Origin of the sequence: Streptomyces sp. NPDC097640 (assembly GCF_040302705.1) — a bacterium.
GTDB lineage: Bacteria > Actinomycetota > Actinomycetes > Streptomycetales > Streptomycetaceae > Streptomyces.
In genome coordinates this window covers 328,914-347,778 of record NZ_JBEOSB010000007.1, presented here as the reverse complement: position 1 = coordinate 347,778, position 18,865 = coordinate 328,914, and the positions used below count along the sequence as shown (strand labels likewise).

Below are 18,865 nucleotides of genomic sequence, written 5' to 3'. Positions count from 1 at the left end.
TGGTGGGTCGGTCCGGTCGGGAGGCGGGGGAAACCGATGAATGTGGTCGAGGAACTCCCCGACGACTGCGCAACGCTGGACCTCACCGATCCCAGGACGTTCCAGCGCTATGACCGGAACGAGATGTGGCGGCGGCTCCGGGCGGAGCGGCCGGTGTTCTGGCATCCGCCGGGGAGCGGCCGGCCAGGATTCTGGGTGCTGACCCGGCACGCGGACATCATGGAGGTCTACCGGGACAACCGGAGATTCACCTCGGAGCGCGGAAATGTGCTGACGACGCTGCTGGCGGGCGGGGATTCGGCGGCCGGGAAGATGCTCGCGGTCACGGACGGCGCACGGCACAAGCGGTTGCGCAACGTCATGCTGAGGGTCTTTTCGCCGCGTTTTCTCGAATCCGTCGAGCAGCGTGTCCGCGAGATGGCGCGGCGGTTGCTCGAGGGCGCTGTCGAGCAGGGAGGATGCGACTTCGCCAGGGATGTGGCGGAGAAGATCCCCATGGGGACGATCTGCTACCTGCTGGGCATTCCGGAGAGCGACCAGGATTTTCTTCTGAAGCTGACGAAATCCGCGCTGAGTTCGGATCACGAGAACGCCTCGGAGTCCTCCGCCGTATGGGCCAGGAATGAGATTCTGCTCTATTTCCTGGATTTGCTCGACGGGGTTCGGAAGAACCCTCGCGAGGGCATCATCAGCGGCCTTGCGAACGGGCGGGAAGGCGAGGGGAAGCTCTCCGACGAAGAGATCGTCTTCAACTGTTACAGCCTCATCATCGGCGGCGACGAAACCAGCCGGATGAGCATGATCGGAGCGATTCCGGCGCTGGCGGAGCATCCGGCCCAGTGGGCGCTGCTGAGGGGCGGGGAGGTGGGTGTGGACACCGCCGCGGAGGAGGTCCTGCGCTGGACCACTCCGGCGATGCACTTCGGCCGCACCGCTGTGGAGGAGGTCACCATCGGGTCCCACACCGTCCGCCCGGGCGAGATCGTGACCCTGTGGAACTCCTCGTATCGGGGCGTATCTGGGCCGTGCGGAGGTGGCCGCCGTGCTCGACGCGCTGCGGGCCCGGGTGGTGGACCTGGCCGTCACCGCGGAACCGCGGCGGGTCCACTCGAACTTTCTGGACGGGATCAGCAGTCTCCCGGTCTCCTTCGCCGCCGGATGAGCGGGGCTCATCCGGCTGCTCATCCGGCGGTGAAGGAGCCGTCCTAGGCCCGCGTCCGGGCGTGCAGGCGGGTCAGCACCGGCAGCTCATAGCGTCCCGTGGCGTCGGGGCCGGTCAGCAACTGGTGATCGACAAGGGAGTCGATCAGGTCTTCGGCGGCCGCGGGCGAACATCCGAGCGTGTCCGCGGCGGTGTCGACGGTGAAGGGGTCGGCGCAGTCGGTGAGCAGCATGAGGGTCTGTCTGAGGGGCTCCTCCAGCGAGGCGACATGGGTGTCGAGGCGGGACCGCACATCGAGGTCGCCGTGGGCGAGCTCGGACAGCCGGCCCTCCTCGTTCCGAAGCCGCTGCGCCATGCGCGCGAGCGACCAGTGGGGGCGTGCGGCCAGCCGCCGGCCGACGATCCTGATGGCGAGCGGCAGATGGCCGCACAGCTCGGCGATCTCGGCGACCCGGTCGGGTTCGGCGTGGGCCCGGTCCTCCCCCACGATCCTGGCCAGCAGCCTGAAGGCCTGCTCGGTGGTGAACAGCGACAGCGGAAAATGACGGGCTCCGGGAATGCCGACGAGCGGCGTCCGGCTGCTGAACAGCAGTGCGCTGCTGAATCCACCGGGCAGCAGGGGCGCTATCTGCTCCTCCCGGACGACGTTGTCGACGACCACCAGGACGCGGCGCTCCGCCAGCAGACTGCGGTAGCAGGAGATGCGCTCCGTCAGCCCCTTGGGAATGCCGCGCTCCGGTGTGCCCAGGACGCGGAGGAACCGTTCCAGGATCGCGCTCGTCTGGGTGGCCCCGGAAGTTTCGTTCCGGATATCCGCGTAGAGGATGCCGTCGACGTAGTGGAGCCGGCTGGAGTTGGCCACCCGGACCGCCAGGACGGACTTGCCCGCGCCGGGCGGTCCGTACATGGCGGCGACCGGCGAGGGCCCGAACAGGCCGGTGTGCGAGCCGCCCTGGGTGAGATGGAGCAGCACCGGGTGGTGTTCGGCGCGCCCGACGAGATCGTGGGTGTCCGGGGGAAGTTCATAGGGCCGTTCCACCTTCCGCCCGGCCGTGTGGTCCGCCGCGGGCCCGCTGTTCTCCACCGGTGCGACGCCGCGGAGCACCGCCATCTGCGCGGCGCGGAGTTCCGCCCCCGGTTCGATGCCGAAGTCATTGCGCAGGGCCCGGTCGAGCCTGCTGAACAGGGCGAGGGCCTCCACCTGCTGTCCGGCGCCGGCCAGCGCGATCATCAGCCGGGCGTGGAGCCCCTCGTGCAGGGGGTGGTGGCGCACGATCGGCCGCAACTGGTCGATCGCCTGTTCGTAGTGGCCCGAGGTGACGGCGAGGTAGCTGAATCTCAGCGCCGAGGAAATCTGCTGCTGGCCGCATTCCATGGCGAGCGGATGCTCCCGCAGGCGCGGTGAGAATCCCTCGAGCACCAGGCCCGACCACATTTGCAAGGAGTCCCGCAGCAGCTGTACTTCGAGCGTGAGGTCGCCGCTGAGGCGCGCGTATTCGGCCCGCCGGGTCAGTTCCCGGAACTGGAGGAGGTCAAGGCATTGGGCCTCGATACGCAGCTCGTAACCCGCGTTTCGGCGCACGATCGACGGCGTCCCGGTCTCCGGGTCCTGGTGTGCCGTGAGCAGGGCGCGCAGCCGCGAAACATAGGTGTGAATGAGCTGGTGAAAAGAGTTGGGCGGCTCCTCTCCCCACAGGATGTGTGCCATTTCCTCCTGCGATACGCTGCGGTTCGCGTGAAGGGCCAGCAAACCGAGGAGGCTCTGCTGCATCGGGGTTCCGGCATTGAGTACGGAGTGACCGCGAGTGGCGCTGAGCGGTCCCAGTACCCGCAATATCAGATGGTCCTCGTGTCCGTAGGCGATATCGTCCCCGGGCGCACAGGTGGCCCCGTGCTCGAGGAGCCGGGAATCCTGTAACGTTTCCGCCAGGCGCTCTATGGAGCGAAGCCGGGGCATACGGACCCGGCCGCTTTCGATCTCACGAAGAGTTCGCAGGCTGACGCCGGATCTCTCGGCCACGGCGCGTTGGCTCAGCCGAGCCCGGTCTCTGGCGTCCCTGACCACCTCGCCCAGGTGGCCGGGGTGGCCGGGAATGGCTCTGTGTACGTTTGCCACTGACTGCCCCCGTTTTCGCAATTGCCTTTCCGGTACGCCGTAACGCAAGGCGAGCGGCCCGCCCGGATGCGTTGCGGAACTTGCTGCGGCCGCCTGGTTCCACACCGTGGTCGAGGTCCGGCAGGCGACGCTTGCTCGCTCTGTATTCCACATGCCGGAGTGGTGGTGGGAAAGAGGCAGATCACGCGTATAGGGCATGTCAAGTGTGCCGTTGGAAAGTGTCTGTAGCATCCCGTTACGCGCGTGAAGCAACTCCGTGACAATACCTGCCGCAGATGGGTTCCGCATATATGAATGTCGACCCCGGATCCATCGCCGCATTGTTTGTGCCTGGCGCGGTCGCCGAGAATTTACTTGCGCGGGGGTGATTGGGGTATGTTGAGTCATGCGGGCAAGTCGGGGTTAACGCTGATTGAGTTGGGCGATATGGGGCGCGATGTGCTGCCCGTCCCGGTTTCGGTTGCTTATGAGAAGCCGATTCGCGAGGTCATCGAGTGGGCGTCCACGTATCTTTCCCGGCCGCACCCTGATATAGGGAGACGAGGGCATGTCTGTCCCTTTGTAAAGACCTCGATGCACAAGGGTCTGTTCTATCTGGCGGTGCAGCCCGGCGTGCCGGGCGATGTGACGGAGGTCGCCGACTCGCTGCGCGAGTACCGCGACTGGTTCATCGAACTCGCCGCCGAGAGCGGGGCCGCGGCCCACTACACGACCATCCTGGTGCTGTTCCCGGAACTGCCCCCGGACAAGGTGTCCGGCATCATCGACGGGGCACAGGACCTGCTGAAGGTCGACTATGTCTCACACGGCCTGATGATCGGTGAGTTCCATGACGGGCCGCCCGCCAAGCCCGGGCTGTGGAACCCCGGCTTCCGCCCGTTGCGCAGCCCGGTGCCGCTGCTGGCGATGCGCCACATGGTCCCGACCGACTTTCCCTTCCTCAAGGACGATCCGGAGTATCTGGCCCAGTACCTGGACCGCTACGGCCGGGACCTCCCGCCTCAGGTGGCCGAGGACGCGATGGCGGCCGCGCGCGAGTTCGGACTCGAGGCGCTCCTGGCAGCGCCCGGGGAGGTCGGCGGCGCCTGATCGTGGCCCGCCGGGCCGGGTCGTCAGGCGCACAGCTCCGCCAGGCGCGCCACCTGCGCGGCCGGCGTCCGGCCCTCCCCGGGCACCGGCTGGACCTGGAGATGCGTCACCCCGGCCGCCCGGTAGGCGTCGATCCGGTCCTTGATGTAGCTCTCCGGGCCGCAGAGGGTGGTGGCCTCCAGCAGCTCGGCGGGGACGGCCGCCGCCGCTCCCGCGCGGTCGCCCGCGCGGTAGAGCCGCGCGACGGCCGCGGCCTCGGCGGCGTAGCCGTACCGGCAGACCAGGTCGTAGTAGTAGTTGTGCCCCGGCGCGCCCATCCCGCCGATGAACAGCGCGAGCTGCCCGCGGGCCCGGTCGCGCTCGCGGGCCGCGTGGGGGGCGATGGCCAGCAGACCACCGGCGGAGACGCGCAGCGGCCCCAGCCGGGGGTCCCGGGCGGCCGCTCCCGCCCGCAGCTCGGCGCCCCAGATCTCCTCGTACCGCTCGGGGACGAAGAACATCGGCAGCCAGCCGTCGGCGACCTCGGCGGTCAGCCGGACGTTCCTCGGGCCCAGCGCCGCCACCCAGACCGGCACGGCGGGCCGGACGGGCGGCGTCAGCAGCCTCATCGGGACCCCGAGGCCCGTGCCGCCGCCCTCGCCCCCGCCGTCGGGCGGCGGCAGCGGGAGCCGCAGCACCCGGCCGTCGTACGTCACCGGCCTGTCCCGTTTCCAGAAGGCGCGCAGCACCTCGACGGTCTCCCGGGTGCGGGCCAGCGGCTCGGCGTACGGGACGCCGTGCAGCCCTTCGACGACGCCCGGTCCCGAGGTGCCGAGGCCCAGGTGGCAGCGGCCCCCCGACAGGGCGTCCACCCCGGCGGCGGTCATCGCCAGCAGCGCGGGGGTGCGGGTGAAGACGGAGAGGATGCCGGTCCCGATCTCCACCCGGCTGGTGCGGGCGGCGAGGTATCCCATGAAGCTGGGCGCGTCGAAGGCGTACGCCTCGGGCACCCAGACGAGGTCGAGACCCGCCCGCTCCAGCTCGGCGACCTGGTCGGCGGCGGCCACGACAGCGGCGGCGCCCCCTTCGTACCGGAGCTGCATGGAGATCTTCACAGTCCATCTCCTTCGGCGCCGCCGAGCCGGCGGAAGGCGCCCTCGACGGCGAGTTCCAGCACCCGGAACCGCTGGATCTTCCCGGAGGCGGTCAGCGGAAGGTCCCTGGCCGTGAACCAGCGGACGGGGATCTTGTACGGGGAGAGCCGCTCCGCGCACAGCGCCATGACGTCCTCCAGGTCGACGGCCGCGCCCGGCTCGGTCTGGAGGACCGCCGCCACCACCTGCCCCCAGACCTCGTCGGGGAGGCCCACCACGACGGCCTCCTTCACCCCGGGCAGGGCGGTGAGGACGTCCTCGATGGAGACGGGGGAGATGTTCTCGCCGCCCCGGATGATGAGATCGCTGCGCCGGCCCTCCAGCCGCAGCGTTCCGGTGGCGTCCATCGAGCCGAGATCGCCGGTGTGCAGCCAGCCGTCCGCGTCCACCTTGCGGGCGGTCGCCCCGGGGTCCCCGTAGTAGGCGACCATCTGCTGGTAGCCCCGGGCGCAGATCTCGCCCGTGACGCCGAGCGGCTGCACCCGGCCCGAGCCGGGGTGGACGATCTTGCATTCGACGTGCGGAAGCGGCCGGCCGACGGTGGTCGTCTTCAGCTCCAGGGGGTCGTCGGGCCGGGTGAGGGTGAGCACGGAGGCGAGTTCGGTCTGCCCGTACAGGTTGAACACGGTGGTCGAGAACAACTCCTCGGTCTCCGCGATGAGCTGGGCGCGCACCGGGGCCGCGCCGGTGAGGACGGCGGACAGCGGGGGGAGGTCGGGGGCCCCGCGGGCGGCCTCGTTGAGGGCGGCGAGCACGGTCGGGACGCTGGTCAGCACGGCGCCCGGGGTCCGCCGCAGCACCTCGAGGAGCACCTTGGGGTCGAAGCGCTCCATGAGCGTGAACGTGCCGCCGCTCCACAGCGGTCCCAGACAGGAGATGACACAGCCGGCCGTGTGGAACATGGGCAGCGGCGAGACGACCTCGGCCGTGTCGCGGACCCGGAGCGCCTCGAAGGTCAGCCGCGAGACGTTGAGCACCGACCGGTGGGACAGCAGTACGGCCTTGGGGGCGCCGGTGGTGCCCGAGGTGAACTGGAGCTGGGCGGGGACGCGGGCCGCGGCGATGTCGTGCTCGGCGGGGAGGGCGGCGCTGCCCCGCAGCTCCTCCCAGTCGGACAGGGAGACGATGTGCCGCAGCCGGGGCAGGGAGGCGGCGGCGCCGGACACCACGGCGGCCATGTCGTAGGCGCGGCTGCGGTCCGCGTGGATCAGCATCTCGGTCTCGCTGACGCCCAGCGCGTGCGTCAGCTCCCCGGCGCGCAGCGTGGGGTTCAGCGTCACCAGGGTGACTCCGGCGAGCGCCGCGGCGTACTCGACGAGGGGCCACTCGGGGACGCTCGGCGCCCAGACGGCGACCCGGCCGCCCAGCGGGACCCGCTCGCGGATGCCGGCGGCGATGCTCTCCGCCTCCGCGAGCAGTTCGGCGTACGTCCAGCGGCGCGGCCCGCTCCCGTCGTCCGGGATGCCGGTCAGGGCGATCGCCTCCGGGCGCCGGGCGGCGGTGGCGCGCAGAAGCTGTCCGACCGTGTGCCGGTAGAGCGGGGCCGCGGTGTCCGCGGGGCGGTACGAGGCGGTGAGCAGGGGGGCGTGCCCGCGCGGGGCGGCTGCGGGGTTGGCGATGGGGTTGGCGGCGGGGTCATGGGGCACTGGGGCTCCTCGGGGGGACGGTGTCGGCGAGGACTTCGGCGGTGTGCTCACCGTGTGCGGGGGCCGCGCCGCGCAGGGATTCGAGCCCCGCCCCGAAGAGCACGGGGAACCGGACCTGTCTGCGGGGGCCGTCGGCCGCCGAGCCCGGTACGGTCCCCACCAGGCCGCGGGCCGCGACATGCGGGTCGGCCAGGAACTCGGCCGCCGACTCGTAGACCGGGGCCCAGGGGACGTCCAGCTCGGCGAGGGCCGCCGACCACCAGGCGAGGTCGCGCTGGGCGAAGACCTCCGTCAGCAGGGAGCGCACCTCGCCCTTGGCCCGGGTGCGGTCGGCCCGGCGGTCGTACGCGTCGTCGGCGAGCGCCGGGAACTCGCCGGCGAAGCGCAGCCGGAAGGCGCGCCAGAACTTGTCCTCGAAGGTGGCGAAGGCGAGCCGGCGCCCGTCGGCCAGGACGAACACATCGTTGTCCCCGGTGACGAGCGGGCTCTCGGCGGCGTCACGGCCCGACAGCGGCAGGGCCAGCGGAGCCGCCCAGCCGGCGGCCGCCTCGTGCAGGGAGACGTCCAGGTGCTGGCCCGCACCGGTGGCCCGGGCCCCGAAGACCGCCACGACCGTGGACAGCGCCGCGTACATGGCGCCCGACATGTCCGCGACGCGCACCCCCACCCGGTCGACCGGCCCCTCCGGGCGGTGCGGCACCGCGAAGAAGCCGGACAGCGCCAGGAAGTTGACGTCGTGTCCGGGCCGCGAGGCGTACGGGCCGGTCTGGCCGAAGCCGGTGATCGAGCAGAGCACCACGCGCGGGTTGGCGGCGCGCAGCCGCTCGTAGCCGAGCCCCATGCTCTCCATGACCCCGGGGCGGTGGCTCTCCACCACCGCGTCGCTGGCCGCTACCAGGCGTAGGAGTGTTTCGCGGCCGGCGTCCTCGCGCGGATCGAGGATCACCGAGCGCTTGTTGCGGTTGAGGGCGGCGAAGGTGTCCGGGTCCACCAGCCGTCCGTAGTCGCCCCGGTCGGGGCTCTCGACTTTGATGACGTCGGCGCCGAGGTCGGCCAGCAGCGACGTGGCGAAGCCCCCGGGCAGCAGCCGTGACAGGTCGAGCACCCGGACCCCGGCCAGGCCGGGCCACCCCGTTGTCGGTTCCATCAGTCTCCTAGTCGGCCGGTGGGACATCGTGCGTCTCCTCCGGGCGGGCGCCCTCCAGCAGCGCCAGCGCCGCCGAGATCTCCGGGAGAGCCCCCGGCGGCGCGCCCGGGCCGCCGCCCTCGCCGCCGTCGGTGAGTTCGGCGTACTTCTCGCCGCTGTCGGGGCAGACGCAGGCCAGCTCGCGCAGGGCCGGGTCGCGGGCGGCGTGGACGGTCGCGGCCAGCACCGCGGCGCCCGCGCTGCCGCCGAGCGAGATCCCGGTGCGCCGCCGGATCCGGGCGCAGGCCGCGGCGGCGTCCTCGTCCCTGAGGAGGGCGCGGTGGTCGAAGTGGCGGGGCCGTACGAACCCGGAGACCCGCCCGGAGCCGAACCCGGCGAGCTTGAACGGGCGGTCGGCGGGGGCGCCGCCCAGGGCGGCCGAGCCCACCGCGTCCACGGCGATGATCCGGGCGTCCGGCAGCCGGTCCCGGAAGCACTCGGCGACACCGGCGAGCGTGCCCCCGGTGGAGACCGCGACGGCGACCGCGTCGAAGCGCCCCCGCGGCGCGTCCCGTACCAGCTCGGCCGCGGTCCGGGTGGCGTGCACGCGGGGGTTGGCCGGGCTCTCGTACTGATTGGTCCACACCGCGCCGCCGTCGCGGCGCAGGATCTCGCGCACCGCCTCCAGCCGGGCGTCGACCGTCCGGCCGCCGGGCACCTCGGCGACGGTCACCACCTCGGCCCCGTAGGCGGTCATCCGGTCGATGCTGCTGCCCGGCGTGGTCGGCTCCACGATCAGCGTGCACCGGTAGCCGCGGGCCGCGCAGAGCCCGGCGAGCGCGATGCCCAGGTTGCCGGAGGTGGACTCGACGACCCGCCGCCCGGGCCGCAGCGCCCCGGCCGCCTCCAGGTGGTCGAGCAGCGCCTCGGCGGTACGGGCCTTGATGGAGCCGAACGGCTGGTGCGCCTCCAGCTTCAGCCAGATACGGGCCGTCCGCCCGCCGCCGAGCGGGATCCGGACCGGCCGCAGCGGGGTGCCCCGGAGGTCCGCCGTACGGCCGGTGGCCTCCGGTGCGGGCGCGACGTCGGTCATCGGTGATCAGCCCCCGTGCTCTCGGCGCCCGACGCGGCGAGGACCGCGTGGCCGGGGCCGATGTCACCGATGCGATAGCCCTTGGGATAGCCGGGGTACGTCCTGGCCGTGGGCCGGGTCATCAGCCGGGCCATCAGGGCCGGGGCGAGCCGCTCGGCCCGCGCGTGGGCGCGCAGGGCCGTCCCGTGGACGGCCGTCGCCCACAGCGGCGGGACGGCCATGCCCAGCGCCCAGCGGGCGTGGGCGTCCAGGCGGCACGGCAGGGTGGCGGCCACCAGGCGGGCCACCGGCCGCGGATACCAGGAGGAGTAGAGCCTCATCACCGAGGCGCCGACGCGGTGGTTGGACGCGGCCGGGCGGAACCGCTCGCGCTCGTACGCCCGGTTGAACCGCTCGAACTCGGCGTAGTCGGTCGGCAGCGACCGGATGTTCATCCGCCGCCCGACCTCGACGTAGAAGTAGAACGCGGCCAGCCGCTCGGTCTCGCTGACCGGGCGCCAGGCCCAGCGGTCGATCCAGCGGACCGGCTCGAAGACGAACGTCGACAGCACATAGAGCATGTCGTCGTTGGCGATGTCGTAGTGGCGGTGCGCCCGGTTGATCTGGCGCAGCGCCTCGCGGCCGCGGTCGGAGTCATAGCCGCCGCGGACCATCTCGCCCAGCAGGATGCGGGTGTCGTCGTAGCGCTTCTGCGCCCGCAGCGCGAACTCGCCGCTGCCGTCGAGGGTCTCGGAGATGCCGGGCACGCAGCAGGTGCGCCAGATGGCCACTTCCAGGCCCCGGCCGTAGTCCCAGGGGAATTCGGTGTCGGAGGATATCCGGTGGATTCTCTGGTGGTCCGACTTGGGATCAAGGGTCTGTAGCCGTCTCAGCGTGGCGTACCGGGCTCGCATTCCGTACCTCGATCACAGGAGAGGGCACAGGGGGAGGGCCCAGGGGAAGGGCACAGGGGAGGGCGGTTGAGGAATCGGGTTACAGCGGAGTGGAGCCGGTGGCGCTGATCACCTCGGGCCGGCCGGGGTCGAAGCGCAGGGTTTCGTAGCGCCACTGGAGCTGGCCGCTGAGCCAGCTGCGCAGTCCGGCGACATGGCGGCGCAGCATCCGTGTCAGGTCCGGGTCGAGCCCGTCTCCCAGCGGGACGGCGGGGAAGGCGCGGCTGAGCTCGGTGAAGCGGTCGAAGCGGCCCTGGATCATCGCCCCGACCGCGTCGGCGGAGGTCTGGAGATCGGTGCCGTGGGCGTGCCGGTGGACCAGGACCAGATTGTGCGGGTCGCCCAGCAGGTCCTCCTTCTCGCAGGAGAACAGGTCGTTGGTCCACAGATCGGCGTCGGACAGCGACTGGTTCAGCTCGGTGAACTCCGGGAGCCGGTAGATCTCCGGGGGGACCTCGGCGTGCGTGGTCACCTCGATGAGGTCCAGATACGGCATCAGGGCCCGGCCGCGCATCCGGATGTACTCCTCCAGGCCCGGGACGCGCCCCGCGCGGCGGTTCTCCGCCTCCCACACGCACACCTCGAAGAAGGCGGCGATGTGCCCGGCCATCCGGATCCGCCAGGTGTCCGAGGTGTACGGGCGGGTGCGGCGCCACAGGTCGGCGAAGGCGGGCCGGAAGACGGCGAGGAGGGAGTGCTCGGCGGCGGTGGCGGCGGACGGGGCCTTGGCCACGCTGCCGTCGGGGGTCAGCCAGCCGAGCACCGCGTCGCACACCAGGCGCAGCCGCTCGGGCGCGAGGCCCAGGTCGGTCTCGTCGAACTGGTCGTCGAGGACCAGCATGCAGCTGATCCAGTCCGTCACCAGGGCCAGCTCGGTCGGCTCCGCGTGCGGGTAGGCACGGGACATCAGCGTGCCGAGCAGCGACCGCTCGTGGTGGAGCCGGGACGCCTCGTCGGGGACCAGGCCGAACCGGCGCACGAAGGCGCGGGTGCTGTCCTCCACCTGGTCCACGAAGGGGCTGATCTCGGCGGGGAAGTCCGCGCGGATCGGCGGATATTGGAGAGTCACGATGCCACCCGTGGTTGAGGGGCCGCTGGGGCCGGGAGGTCCGGCGCAGGCCGGCCGCGGGGTCAGGCGGGGAACTGGAGGGACTTGACCTCCTGGAACTCCTGGATGCCGTGGCGCCCGAGCTCGCGCCCCACACCGGAGAGCCCGTAGCCGCCGAACGGGGCCGCGGGGTTGAACTTCGCGGCGTTCAGATCGACCTGACCGGCCCGAAGCCGGCGGGCCACCGCGGCGGCGTGCTCGGTGTCGCCCGCCCAGACCGTCGCCGCCAGGCCGTAGGGCGTGCCGTTGGCGATGGACACCGCCTCGTCCTCGTCCTCGAAGGGCAGCACCACCAGCACCGGGCCGAAGATTTCCTCGCGGGCCAGCGGAGCGCTGGGCGCGAGGTCCGTCCAGACGCTCGGCGCCACGTAGTGGCCCACCGTCGGCACCGCGTCGGGATCGGGCCCGGCCACCCGCCGCGCCCCGCGGTCCGCCGCGCGGTACAGCCTCTCCCGTACGTGGTCGGCCTGGGCGGCGGAGATCAGCGGGCCCAGCGCACAGTCCGGGTCCGTCGGGTCGCCCGGTACGTACTGGGCGACCACGGAACGCGCCACGTCCACGGCGTCCTCGAGCCGGGACCGGGGAACCAGCAGCCGGGTGCGCGCCGAGCAGGTCTGGCCCGCGTTGAGCAGGGCGCCGCGGACCCCGTCCCGTACGGCGGCGGCCAGGTCGGCGCCGTCCAGCACCAGCGTGGCGGACTTGCCGCCCAGCTCCAGGCAGACCCGCTTGACCGCCTGGCCCGCCGCGGCCCCGACCTCCCGGCCCACCCGGACCGAGCCGGTGAAGGAGATCACATCGGCGCCCTCGTCCGTGACCAGGGCCTGGCCCGCGGCCCGGCCCTCGCCCTGCACCAGGTTGAACGTCCCGGCCGGCAGCCCGAGCCCGTCGATGAGCGTGGCCAGGAAACAGGCGGACAGGGGGGCGAGTTCGCTCGGTTTCAGCACCACCGTGCATCCGGCGGCGAGCGCCGCGCCGATCTTGGCGACCGCCTGGTGCAGCGGATAGTTCCACGGGGTGACGGCGGCCACCACCCCGGCCGCCTCCCTGACCACCAGGGAATGGCCGATGCGCTCCTCGGCCGTGGCCGAGGCCAGCGCCCCGGCGTAGCCCTCCAGCGCCTTGACCGGAAGGCCCACCTGCACCCGCCGGGAGAAGGCGATCGGCGAGCCCATTTCTTTGGTGATCAGCTCGGACAATTCCTCTTGGTTCTTCACCAGCGCGTCGCGCAGCGAGGTGAGCGTCTCGGCTCGGGTCGCGGCGTCGGTGGCCGACCATTCCGGAAAGGCGGCCCGGGCCGATTCCACCGCACGCCGGACATCATCCCGTCCGCAGGCGGGTACCTTGGCCACGACCTCTTCCGTGGCGGGGTTCTCTACGGCGATGGTCTTCCGGGTATCCGGTTGAATCCATTGACCGCCGACGTATATCGACTCAAACGGAAGGGATTCCATGGCTGGGCAGCGGCTCCTTTACCGGTCGCCGATGTGTGTACCGGTTCGCGTGCTGGAAGTCGAGCAAAGCCACCTTACGGACGCGGACATCGGCAGCCTGGAAGCAAGCTGTATGGAAAACTGCCCCCCGGCCTTCGGGCGGTGACTGAACGCCGAGGACCGGCTAGGGTACGGAGCCGGAAAAGACTGGCCCTTGTCTGCCCGCCTCAGGGTGCCGAACCGCGTTTTTGATGTCGAAGCAGATGTCGAAGCAGTCCGCGCCCGGTATTCCTTGTGCCGAGTTCCGGCATACGCGCTGTCGAACGAACCTGTGCGCGGACCCGGCGGATTCGGTACGAGTCCAAGGAGTCCTGAATGAACTGCACCGACGACGAGATCGCGGACCGGGTGCGCAAGATCATGGTCGATGTCCTGGATCTGCGGTTGAACCCGGAGGAGATCACCCCCGATATCCCGCTCTACTCGCCGACGATTCAGCTCGATTCGCTGAACCTGCTCCAGCTGTTGGTCGCGGTGGAGGAGGAGTTCGGCCGCCATATCGAGGACGAGGACGTCATGGAGGCGGACCTGGTCACCGTCGGCGACCTGCTGCGGCTGGTCCAGGACCAGGTCGGCGGTCCGCGGACGGAGGGCGAGGCGTGAAGGCGGTCCGCAACCGGTTCCTGATGGACGAGAGCGATGTCCCCACGCACTGGTACAACATCCTCGCCGACCTCGACGTACCGGTCGCCGAGGTGCGCCGGGCACGCCCCGACCGCCCCGACCGCACCGACGAGCCGAACCGGCAGGCACCCAACATCCCGCTGTCCATGTACCGGGGCAGCGTCGGCCGGGAGCGCTTCGTGGAGATCCCGGCCGAGGTGCGCGAGGCGTACCAGCGCTGGCGGCCCACGCCCCTGGTGCGGGCCCGCGGCCTCGAAGCCGCCCTGGAGACGCCGGCGCACATCTACTACAAGTACGAGGGCACCAACGCGGCCGGCAGCCACAAGCTCAACTCGGCGCTGGCCCAGGCGTACTTCTACAAGAAGGCCGGGGTGCGGCGGCTGACCACCGGCACCGGGGCCGGACAGTGGGGCACCGCGCTGGCGATGGCCTGTCAGTCGATGGATCTCGAGTGCACCGTCTTCATGGTCCGGTGCAGCTACCGGCAGAAGCCGTACCGCCGGGTGCTGATGGGGCTGAACGGCGCCCGGGTGATCCCCAGCCCCAGCCCGGACACCGAGGCCGGGCGCGCGGTGCTGGCCGCGTCCCCGGACAGCGACGGCAGCCTGGCCATCGCCAACGCCGAGGCCCTGGAGCACGCCCGCCGGGCGGACGACGCCCGCTTCGCGGTCGGCAGCGGCGAGAACCACGTCCTGCTGCACCAGACGGTCATCGGCGAGGAGGCACTGCGCCAGATGGAACTGACCGGTGAGTTCCCCGATGTCGTGGTCGCCTCGATGGGAGCGGGCAGCAACTTCGCCGGCCTGGCGTTCCCCTTCCACCGGGAACGGCTGCGCACCGGCGCCGCCACCCGGCTGATCGCCGTGGAACCCGACGCCTGCCCCAAGATGACCCGGGGCCGCTACGCCTGGGACTACAACGACGTCTCCGGCACCACGCCGCTGACCAAGATGTACACCCTCGGACACACCTTCGTCGCGCCCGGCCTGCACGCCGGCGGCCTGCGCTACCACGGCGCCGCGCCCCTGGTCAGCGCGTTGTACGAGCGCGGGTGGATGGAGGCCGTGGCGTACGGCCAGAACGCCGTGTTCGAGGCGGGCGCGCTGTTCGCCCGCACCGAGAGCGTCGTACCGGCCCCCGAGTCCGCCCACGCGGTCCGCGCGGTCATCGACGAGGCGGTGCGGGCCCGCGAGGAGCGCAGGTCCACGGTCATCCTGTGCAACATCAGCGGCCACGGGCTGCTCGACCTGTCCGCCTACGACCAGTACCTGGCGGGGAGCCTGGAGGACCACACCGTCTCCGACGAGCGGATCGCCGCCTCGCTCGCCGCCCTGCCCGAGGTCCTTTCCGCCGGCGCGACCTCATGAACCTCGACTGGACCGAGGAGCAGCGGGCCCTGCACGAGCGCCTGCATGACCTCGGGGAGAAGCTCGGCGAGGAAGTGGCCGCGCGGGAGCGGTCGCAGAGCCTGGAGCCGGGGGACTGGCAGCGGTGCGCGGAGGCCGGGGTCCTCGCCCTGCCCCTGCCCCAGGAGTACGGGGGGCCCGGGCTGTCCCCGCTCGCGTGCGCGTACGCGCTGGAGGGCCTGGGCCACGGCTGCCGGGACAACGGGCTGCTGATCGCGCTCGGCGCCCACCTGTGGGCGGTCGAGCTGCCGGTCAGGGAGTTCGGCACCCCCGAGCAGAAGCGCCGCTACCTGCCCGCGCTCGGCGACGGCCGGCTGGTGGGGGCCCATGCGATCACCGAGGCCGAGGCGGGGTCGGACGCCCTCGCGCTGACCGCACGGGCCCGCCGCGACGGCGACACCTATCTGCTCAGCGGCACCAAGCGCTTCGTCACCAACGCGCCCATCGCCGACCTCTTCATCGTCCACGCCACCGTCGATCCCGGCCTCGGCTTCACCGGGGTGACCGCCTTCCTGGTCGAACGGGGCCAGGAAGGGCTGACGGTGGAGCCGGGCCCGGAGAAGACCGGGCTGCGCACCGCGCCCTGGGGCGAGATCACCCTCCAGGACTGCCGGGTGCCGGCGAGCCGCCGGCTGGGCGCCGAGAAGCAGGGCTCGCGCATCCTGGCCCGGACGATGGCCTGGGAGCGCTCCCTGATCCTGGCACCGATGCTGGGCACCATGCGGCGCCAGATCGAGGACTGCGTCGCCCACGCCAGGAGCCGGGTCCAGTTCGGCCGGACCATCGGCCGCAACGACGCGGTCTCCCACCGCATCGTGGACATGCGCGTCCGGCTGGAGGAGGCCCGGCTGCTCACCTACCGGGCGGCCTGGGACCTCGAGCAGGGCATCTCCTCCGTCTTCCCGGAGGCGGCCCAGCTGCGCACCAGCGAAGCCGCCGTCCAGACCTTCCTGGACGCCATGCAGGTGTACGGCGGGCTCGGCTACACCACCGGCACCGATGCCGAACGGAACCTCCGCGACGCCCTCGGCACCCGGATCTCCTCCGGCACCTCGGACATGCAACGCCGGGTGATGGCCGAGAAGATGGGGATCACGGCCCGCGCGCGGCGCGCCGCACCGGCCCGGGCGGCGGGGGGTGAGGGCCGTGGCGACGCTCGTTGACCGGCTGGCGCGGACGGTGGCCCGCCACCCGCGGGCCGAGGCCGTCCGGCACCGCGGGAACTCGCTGGACTACGCCGCGCTCGACCGGGCCGCCGACGCGCTCGCCGCCACCCTGCGGGAGGCCGGGGTGGGCCCGGGGGACCGGGTGGGGCTGTGGGCGGTCAAGTCGGCCGAGACCATCGTCGCCGTCCACGCGGTGCTCAGGTGCGGGGCCGCCTATGTGCCGGTGGACCCGGCCGCGCCCCCGGCCCGCGCCGCGTACATCCTCGGCGACTGCGCGGTGAGCTGCCTGGTCACCGACAGCGTCAGGCTCGCCACGCTGACCGGCCCCGGCCCCGGCCCCGGCACCGCGCGGCGGCCCGCGCCCGGCCCGGTGGTGCTGCTCGACGAGGCGCCGCCGGACGCCCCCGCCGAGGTCATCGGCTGGCGGCAGGCGGTGGAACGGCCGCTCCCCGACGGCCTACCGCCGGTGCCGGTGGACCCGGGAGACCTGGCCTATGTGCTGTACACCTCCGGCTCCACCGGGGCGCCCAAGGGCGTGATGCTCTCCCATCGCAACGCGCTGGCCTTCGTCGACTGGGCCGTCGGGGAATTCGGGATCACCCACCGGGACCGGCTGTCCTCACACGCCCCCCTCCACTTCGACCTGTCCGTCCTCGACGTCTTCGCGGCGGCCGCCGCCGGGGCCTGCCTGGTGCTGGTCCCCGAGCACCACAAGGCCCTCGGCGTGGCGCTGAACAGGCTGGTGGCCGAAGAGCGGATCACCGTCTGGTACTCGGTGCCGGGGGCGCTGACCCGGATGCTGGACGCGCGGAACCATCAGCAGCTCAGCTCCTCCCCGCTGCGCCGAGTCCTCTTCGCGGGCGAGGAGTTCCCCGTCAAGCATCTGCGGCGGCTGCGCGCGGCACTGCCGGACGCCGGGCTGTACAACCTCTACGGCCCCACCGAGACCAACGTCTGCACCTACCACCGGGTCACCGACGCCGACCTGGCGCCGGGACGCACGGCGCCCCCGCCCATCGGCCGACCCTGCCCGTACGCGACCGTCCGGCTGGTCGGCGCCGACGGCCGGCCAGTTCGGGGGACCCCGGGCGCCGAGGGCGAACTGGTCGTCGAGGGCGACTCGGTGATGCTCGGCTACTGGGGCACGGCCGACCACGGCGCACCGCCCGTGCGCGCCCATGCCACCGGTGACCTGGTACGCCACGAGGGTGCGGACGGCTACCGCTTCGTCGGCCGCCGCGACCACATGGTCAAGGTGCGCGGCTACCGGATCGAACCGGCCGAGATCGAGGCCGCGCTGCTGGCCCTGCCCGAGGTGCACGAGGCCGTGTGCGTCACGGCCCCGGACGGCGCCGACCCCGACGCCGGGCTCCGGCTGGAGGCGTATGTGGTGCCCGCCGCCGGCCGGTCGCCGGACGAGGCCCGGCTGCGCCGCCACTGCCTGGACACGCTGCCCCGCTACATGGTCCCGGCCAGGTTCCGGCTGGTGGCCGACCTCGTCCGCACCTCGACGGGCAAGGCCGACCGGCGCGCGCTGGCCGCGGCGGCGGAACGAGACCGGGAGGCGCCGTGCCCGTCGAGGTCGTGACGCGGCAGTGGCCCAGCGGGGCGCTGGGCCGGGGCAAGCGGGTCAACATCGTGCTGCCCGCCGGATACGCGGCCCGCGGCCCGGGGCATCCGGTGCTGTATCTGCTGCACGGATACGGCGGCGGCCGGGACACCTGGCTGCTGCGCACCGCCCTGGTGGAGCTGGTGCGGGACAGCCGGCTGATCGTGGTGCTGCCGGAGAGCGGGCGCCGGTGGTTCATCAACGACCACGCCGGGCTCCGCTACGAGGACTACCTGCTCCAGGATCTCGTACCGGCCGTGGACGCCGGGTTCAACACCCGCGCCGAGCGCTCGGCCCGCGCCGTCGGCGGCTTCTCCATGGGCGGGGCCGCCGCGCTGTTCCTGGCCCTGCGCCACCCCTCGGTGTTCGGCGCCGTGGCCTCGCACGCCGGTGCCTTCGAGGCGCCGCTGCGGCGCGGTGACCCCTACGCCGCGCACCGCGCGGACCCCGGCTTCGTGATGCCCACCGAGGAGAGCCACGGGCGGGTCTGGGGCCCGCCCGGGAGCGCCACCCGGCGGCGGTACGACCCGTACCGGCTCATCGGCCGGGAGCCCGCCCCCCGGCCCGCGCTCTACCTGGACGTGGGCACCGGGGACTACGACCGCATGATCCAGGTGAACCGACGGGTGCGCGACGCCCTGCGGAACGGGGGCTGGAGCCCGGAGTACCACGAGCGGCCGGGCGGTCACGACCTGGACTTCGTGAACCGCGCCCTGCCCGCGTCGCTGGCCTTCGTGGCGCGCCACCTCACCGGAGCGAGGAAGAACGGGGTGTCCTTCGTATGACCAGGGCAGAGCGCACCACAGTTGCCGAGGAGTCCATACGGCGCGTCGAGCGGTATTACGACCTGGTGGACCGGGACGACATTCCGGGCCTGGTGTCGCTGTTCACGGCGGACGCCGTGTACGAGCGTCCCGGCTATCCGCCGATGCGCGGGATGGGGGACCTGGAGGCCTTCTACCGGAACGACCGCGTCATCGTGTCCGGCAAGCACTTCCTGCGCGATGTGGTGGCCGAGCCGGGCCGGGTCGCGGTGCACGGCGACTTCGAAGGGCTGCTGAAGGACGGGAGGTCGGTGCGGGTGCGTTTCGCGGATTTCTTCGAGCTCGCCGACGACGGGCGCTTCGCCCGGCGGGACACCTTCTTCTTCACCCCGCTGGTATGA

At 72.2% G+C, this 18,865-nt stretch carries 16 protein-coding genes; 8 read left to right on the top strand and 8 right to left on the bottom strand.

Translation table 11 applies throughout. The features are described 5' to 3' along the window. Positions 1-195: 195 nt before the first annotated feature. The gene (locus ABTY62_RS13715; protein WP_352129602.1) at positions 196-1,209 is read left to right on the top strand and encodes a cytochrome P450 family protein; all 1,014 of its coding nucleotides are present in this window, start codon (positions 196-198) and stop codon (positions 1,207-1,209) included. Here ABTY62_RS13715 and ABTY62_RS13710 read toward each other — a convergent pair. Further along, positions 1,206-3,431, bottom strand: coding sequence for a BTAD domain-containing putative transcriptional regulator (locus ABTY62_RS13710; RefSeq protein WP_352129601.1), 2,226 nt, complete (start codon positions 3,429-3,431; stop codon positions 1,206-1,208). The genes ABTY62_RS13715 and ABTY62_RS13710 overlap by 4 nt on opposite strands. 141 nt (positions 3,432-3,572) lie before the next feature. On the opposite strand from ABTY62_RS13710, the gene ABTY62_RS13705 reads away from it, so the two are divergent. Beyond that, positions 3,573-4,367 carry a DUF6875 domain-containing protein gene (locus tag ABTY62_RS13705; protein WP_352129600.1) on the top strand — a complete coding sequence of 265 codons (795 nt, stop codon included), beginning with the start codon at positions 3,573-3,575 and terminating at the stop codon, positions 4,365-4,367. A 23-nt stretch (positions 4,368-4,390) separates the two neighbouring features. Here the strand turns inward: ABTY62_RS13705 and ABTY62_RS13700 are convergent, their stop codons facing one another. The 7 genes from ABTY62_RS13700 to ABTY62_RS13670 all read right to left on the bottom strand — a co-directional run bounded on the left by ABTY62_RS13700 (position 4,391) and on the right by ABTY62_RS13670 (position 12,856). Continuing rightward, positions 4,391-5,461, bottom strand: coding sequence for an LLM class F420-dependent oxidoreductase (locus ABTY62_RS13700; RefSeq protein ID WP_502997454.1), 1,071 nt, complete (start codon positions 5,459-5,461; stop codon positions 4,391-4,393). Beyond that, positions 5,458-7,146 (bottom strand): class I adenylate-forming enzyme family protein, encoded by a 1,689-nt coding sequence (locus tag ABTY62_RS13695; protein ID WP_352129599.1) that lies wholly within the window; start codon positions 7,144-7,146, stop codon positions 5,458-5,460. The genes ABTY62_RS13700 and ABTY62_RS13695 overlap by 4 nt, the downstream gene beginning before the upstream one ends. Further along, complete coding sequence (locus ABTY62_RS13690; protein WP_352129598.1) at positions 7,136-8,293, bottom strand: CaiB/BaiF CoA transferase family protein; 1,158 nt, start codon at positions 8,291-8,293, stop codon at positions 7,136-7,138. The genes ABTY62_RS13695 and ABTY62_RS13690 overlap by 11 nt, the downstream gene beginning before the upstream one ends. 7 nt (positions 8,294-8,300) lie before the next feature. Then, complete coding sequence (locus tag ABTY62_RS13685) at positions 8,301-9,365, bottom strand: PLP-dependent cysteine synthase family protein (protein WP_352129597.1); 1,065 nt, start codon at positions 9,363-9,365, stop codon at positions 8,301-8,303. Next, positions 9,362-10,258: an oxygenase MpaB family protein gene (locus ABTY62_RS13680; RefSeq protein WP_352129596.1), complete on the bottom strand. Its 897-nt coding sequence runs from the start codon at positions 10,256-10,258 to the stop codon at positions 9,362-9,364. The genes ABTY62_RS13685 and ABTY62_RS13680 overlap by 4 nt, the downstream gene beginning before the upstream one ends. A gap of 79 nt (positions 10,259-10,337) precedes the next feature. After that, positions 10,338-11,366: a terpene synthase family protein gene (locus ABTY62_RS13675; RefSeq protein ID WP_352129595.1), complete on the bottom strand. Its 1,029-nt coding sequence runs from the start codon at positions 11,364-11,366 to the stop codon at positions 10,338-10,340. A gap of 62 nt (positions 11,367-11,428) precedes the next feature. Next, positions 11,429-12,856, bottom strand: coding sequence for an aldehyde dehydrogenase family protein (locus tag ABTY62_RS13670; RefSeq protein WP_352129594.1), 1,428 nt, complete (start codon positions 12,854-12,856; stop codon positions 11,429-11,431). A 354-nt stretch (positions 12,857-13,210) separates the two neighbouring features. Here ABTY62_RS13670 and ABTY62_RS13665 point away from each other — a divergent pair, with 354 nt between their 5' ends. Genes ABTY62_RS13665 through ABTY62_RS13640 form a run of 6 tightly spaced genes read left to right on the top strand, consistent with a single transcriptional unit; the run spans position 13,211 to position 18,865 of the window. Then, on the top strand, positions 13,211-13,498 hold the full coding sequence (locus ABTY62_RS13665; RefSeq protein ID WP_352129593.1) for a phosphopantetheine-binding protein: 288 nt from the start codon (positions 13,211-13,213) through the stop codon (positions 13,496-13,498). Next, a complete protein-coding gene (locus ABTY62_RS13660; protein WP_352129592.1) occupies positions 13,495-14,886 on the top strand; it encodes a TrpB-like pyridoxal phosphate-dependent enzyme in 1,392 nt (463 codons plus the stop codon). The genes ABTY62_RS13665 and ABTY62_RS13660 overlap by 4 nt, the downstream gene beginning before the upstream one ends. Then, the gene (locus ABTY62_RS13655; protein WP_352129591.1) at positions 14,883-16,088 is read left to right on the top strand and encodes an acyl-CoA dehydrogenase family protein; all 1,206 of its coding nucleotides are present in this window, start codon (positions 14,883-14,885) and stop codon (positions 16,086-16,088) included. The genes ABTY62_RS13660 and ABTY62_RS13655 overlap by 4 nt, the downstream gene beginning before the upstream one ends. Next, entirely contained in the window at positions 16,072-17,679 is a 1,608-nt protein-coding gene (locus tag ABTY62_RS13650; protein WP_352129590.1) for an amino acid adenylation domain-containing protein, read from the top strand. Before ABTY62_RS13655 ends, ABTY62_RS13650 begins: the two co-directional genes overlap by 17 nt. Further along, positions 17,661-18,485: an alpha/beta hydrolase gene (locus tag ABTY62_RS13645; protein ID WP_352129589.1), complete on the top strand. Its 825-nt coding sequence runs from the start codon at positions 17,661-17,663 to the stop codon at positions 18,483-18,485. Before ABTY62_RS13650 ends, ABTY62_RS13645 begins: the two co-directional genes overlap by 19 nt. After that, on the top strand, positions 18,482-18,865 hold the full coding sequence (locus ABTY62_RS13640; protein ID WP_352129588.1) for a nuclear transport factor 2 family protein: 384 nt from the start codon (positions 18,482-18,484) through the stop codon (positions 18,863-18,865). The genes ABTY62_RS13645 and ABTY62_RS13640 overlap by 4 nt, the downstream gene beginning before the upstream one ends.

Excerpts from the sequence above, each read along its gene's own strand:
- ABTY62_RS13710 (WP_352129601.1), bottom strand. The coding sequence starts at position 3,431 with ATGTGGAATACAGAGCGAGCAAGCGTCGCCTGCCGGACCTCGACCACG.
- ABTY62_RS13705 (WP_352129600.1), top strand. The coding sequence starts at position 3,573 with ATGTCGACCCCGGATCCATCGCCGCATTGTTTGTGCCTGGCGCGGTCG.
- ABTY62_RS13690 (WP_352129598.1), bottom strand. The coding sequence starts at position 8,293 with ATGGAACCGACAACGGGGTGGCCCGGCCTGGCCGGGGTCCGGGTGCTC.
- ABTY62_RS13685 (WP_352129597.1), bottom strand. The coding sequence starts at position 9,365 with ATGACCGACGTCGCGCCCGCACCGGAGGCCACCGGCCGTACGGCGGAC.
- ABTY62_RS13680 (WP_352129596.1), bottom strand. The coding sequence starts at position 10,258 with ATGCGAGCCCGGTACGCCACGCTGAGACGGCTACAGACCCTTGATCCC.
- ABTY62_RS13670 (WP_352129594.1), bottom strand. The coding sequence starts at position 12,856 with ATGGAATCCCTTCCGTTTGAGTCGATATACGTCGGCGGTCAATGGATT.
- ABTY62_RS13665 (WP_352129593.1), top strand. The coding sequence starts at position 13,211 with ATGAACTGCACCGACGACGAGATCGCGGACCGGGTGCGCAAGATCATG.
- ABTY62_RS13655 (WP_352129591.1), top strand. The coding sequence starts at position 14,883 with ATGAACCTCGACTGGACCGAGGAGCAGCGGGCCCTGCACGAGCGCCTG.
- ABTY62_RS13640 (WP_352129588.1), top strand. The coding sequence starts at position 18,482 with ATGACCAGGGCAGAGCGCACCACAGTTGCCGAGGAGTCCATACGGCGC.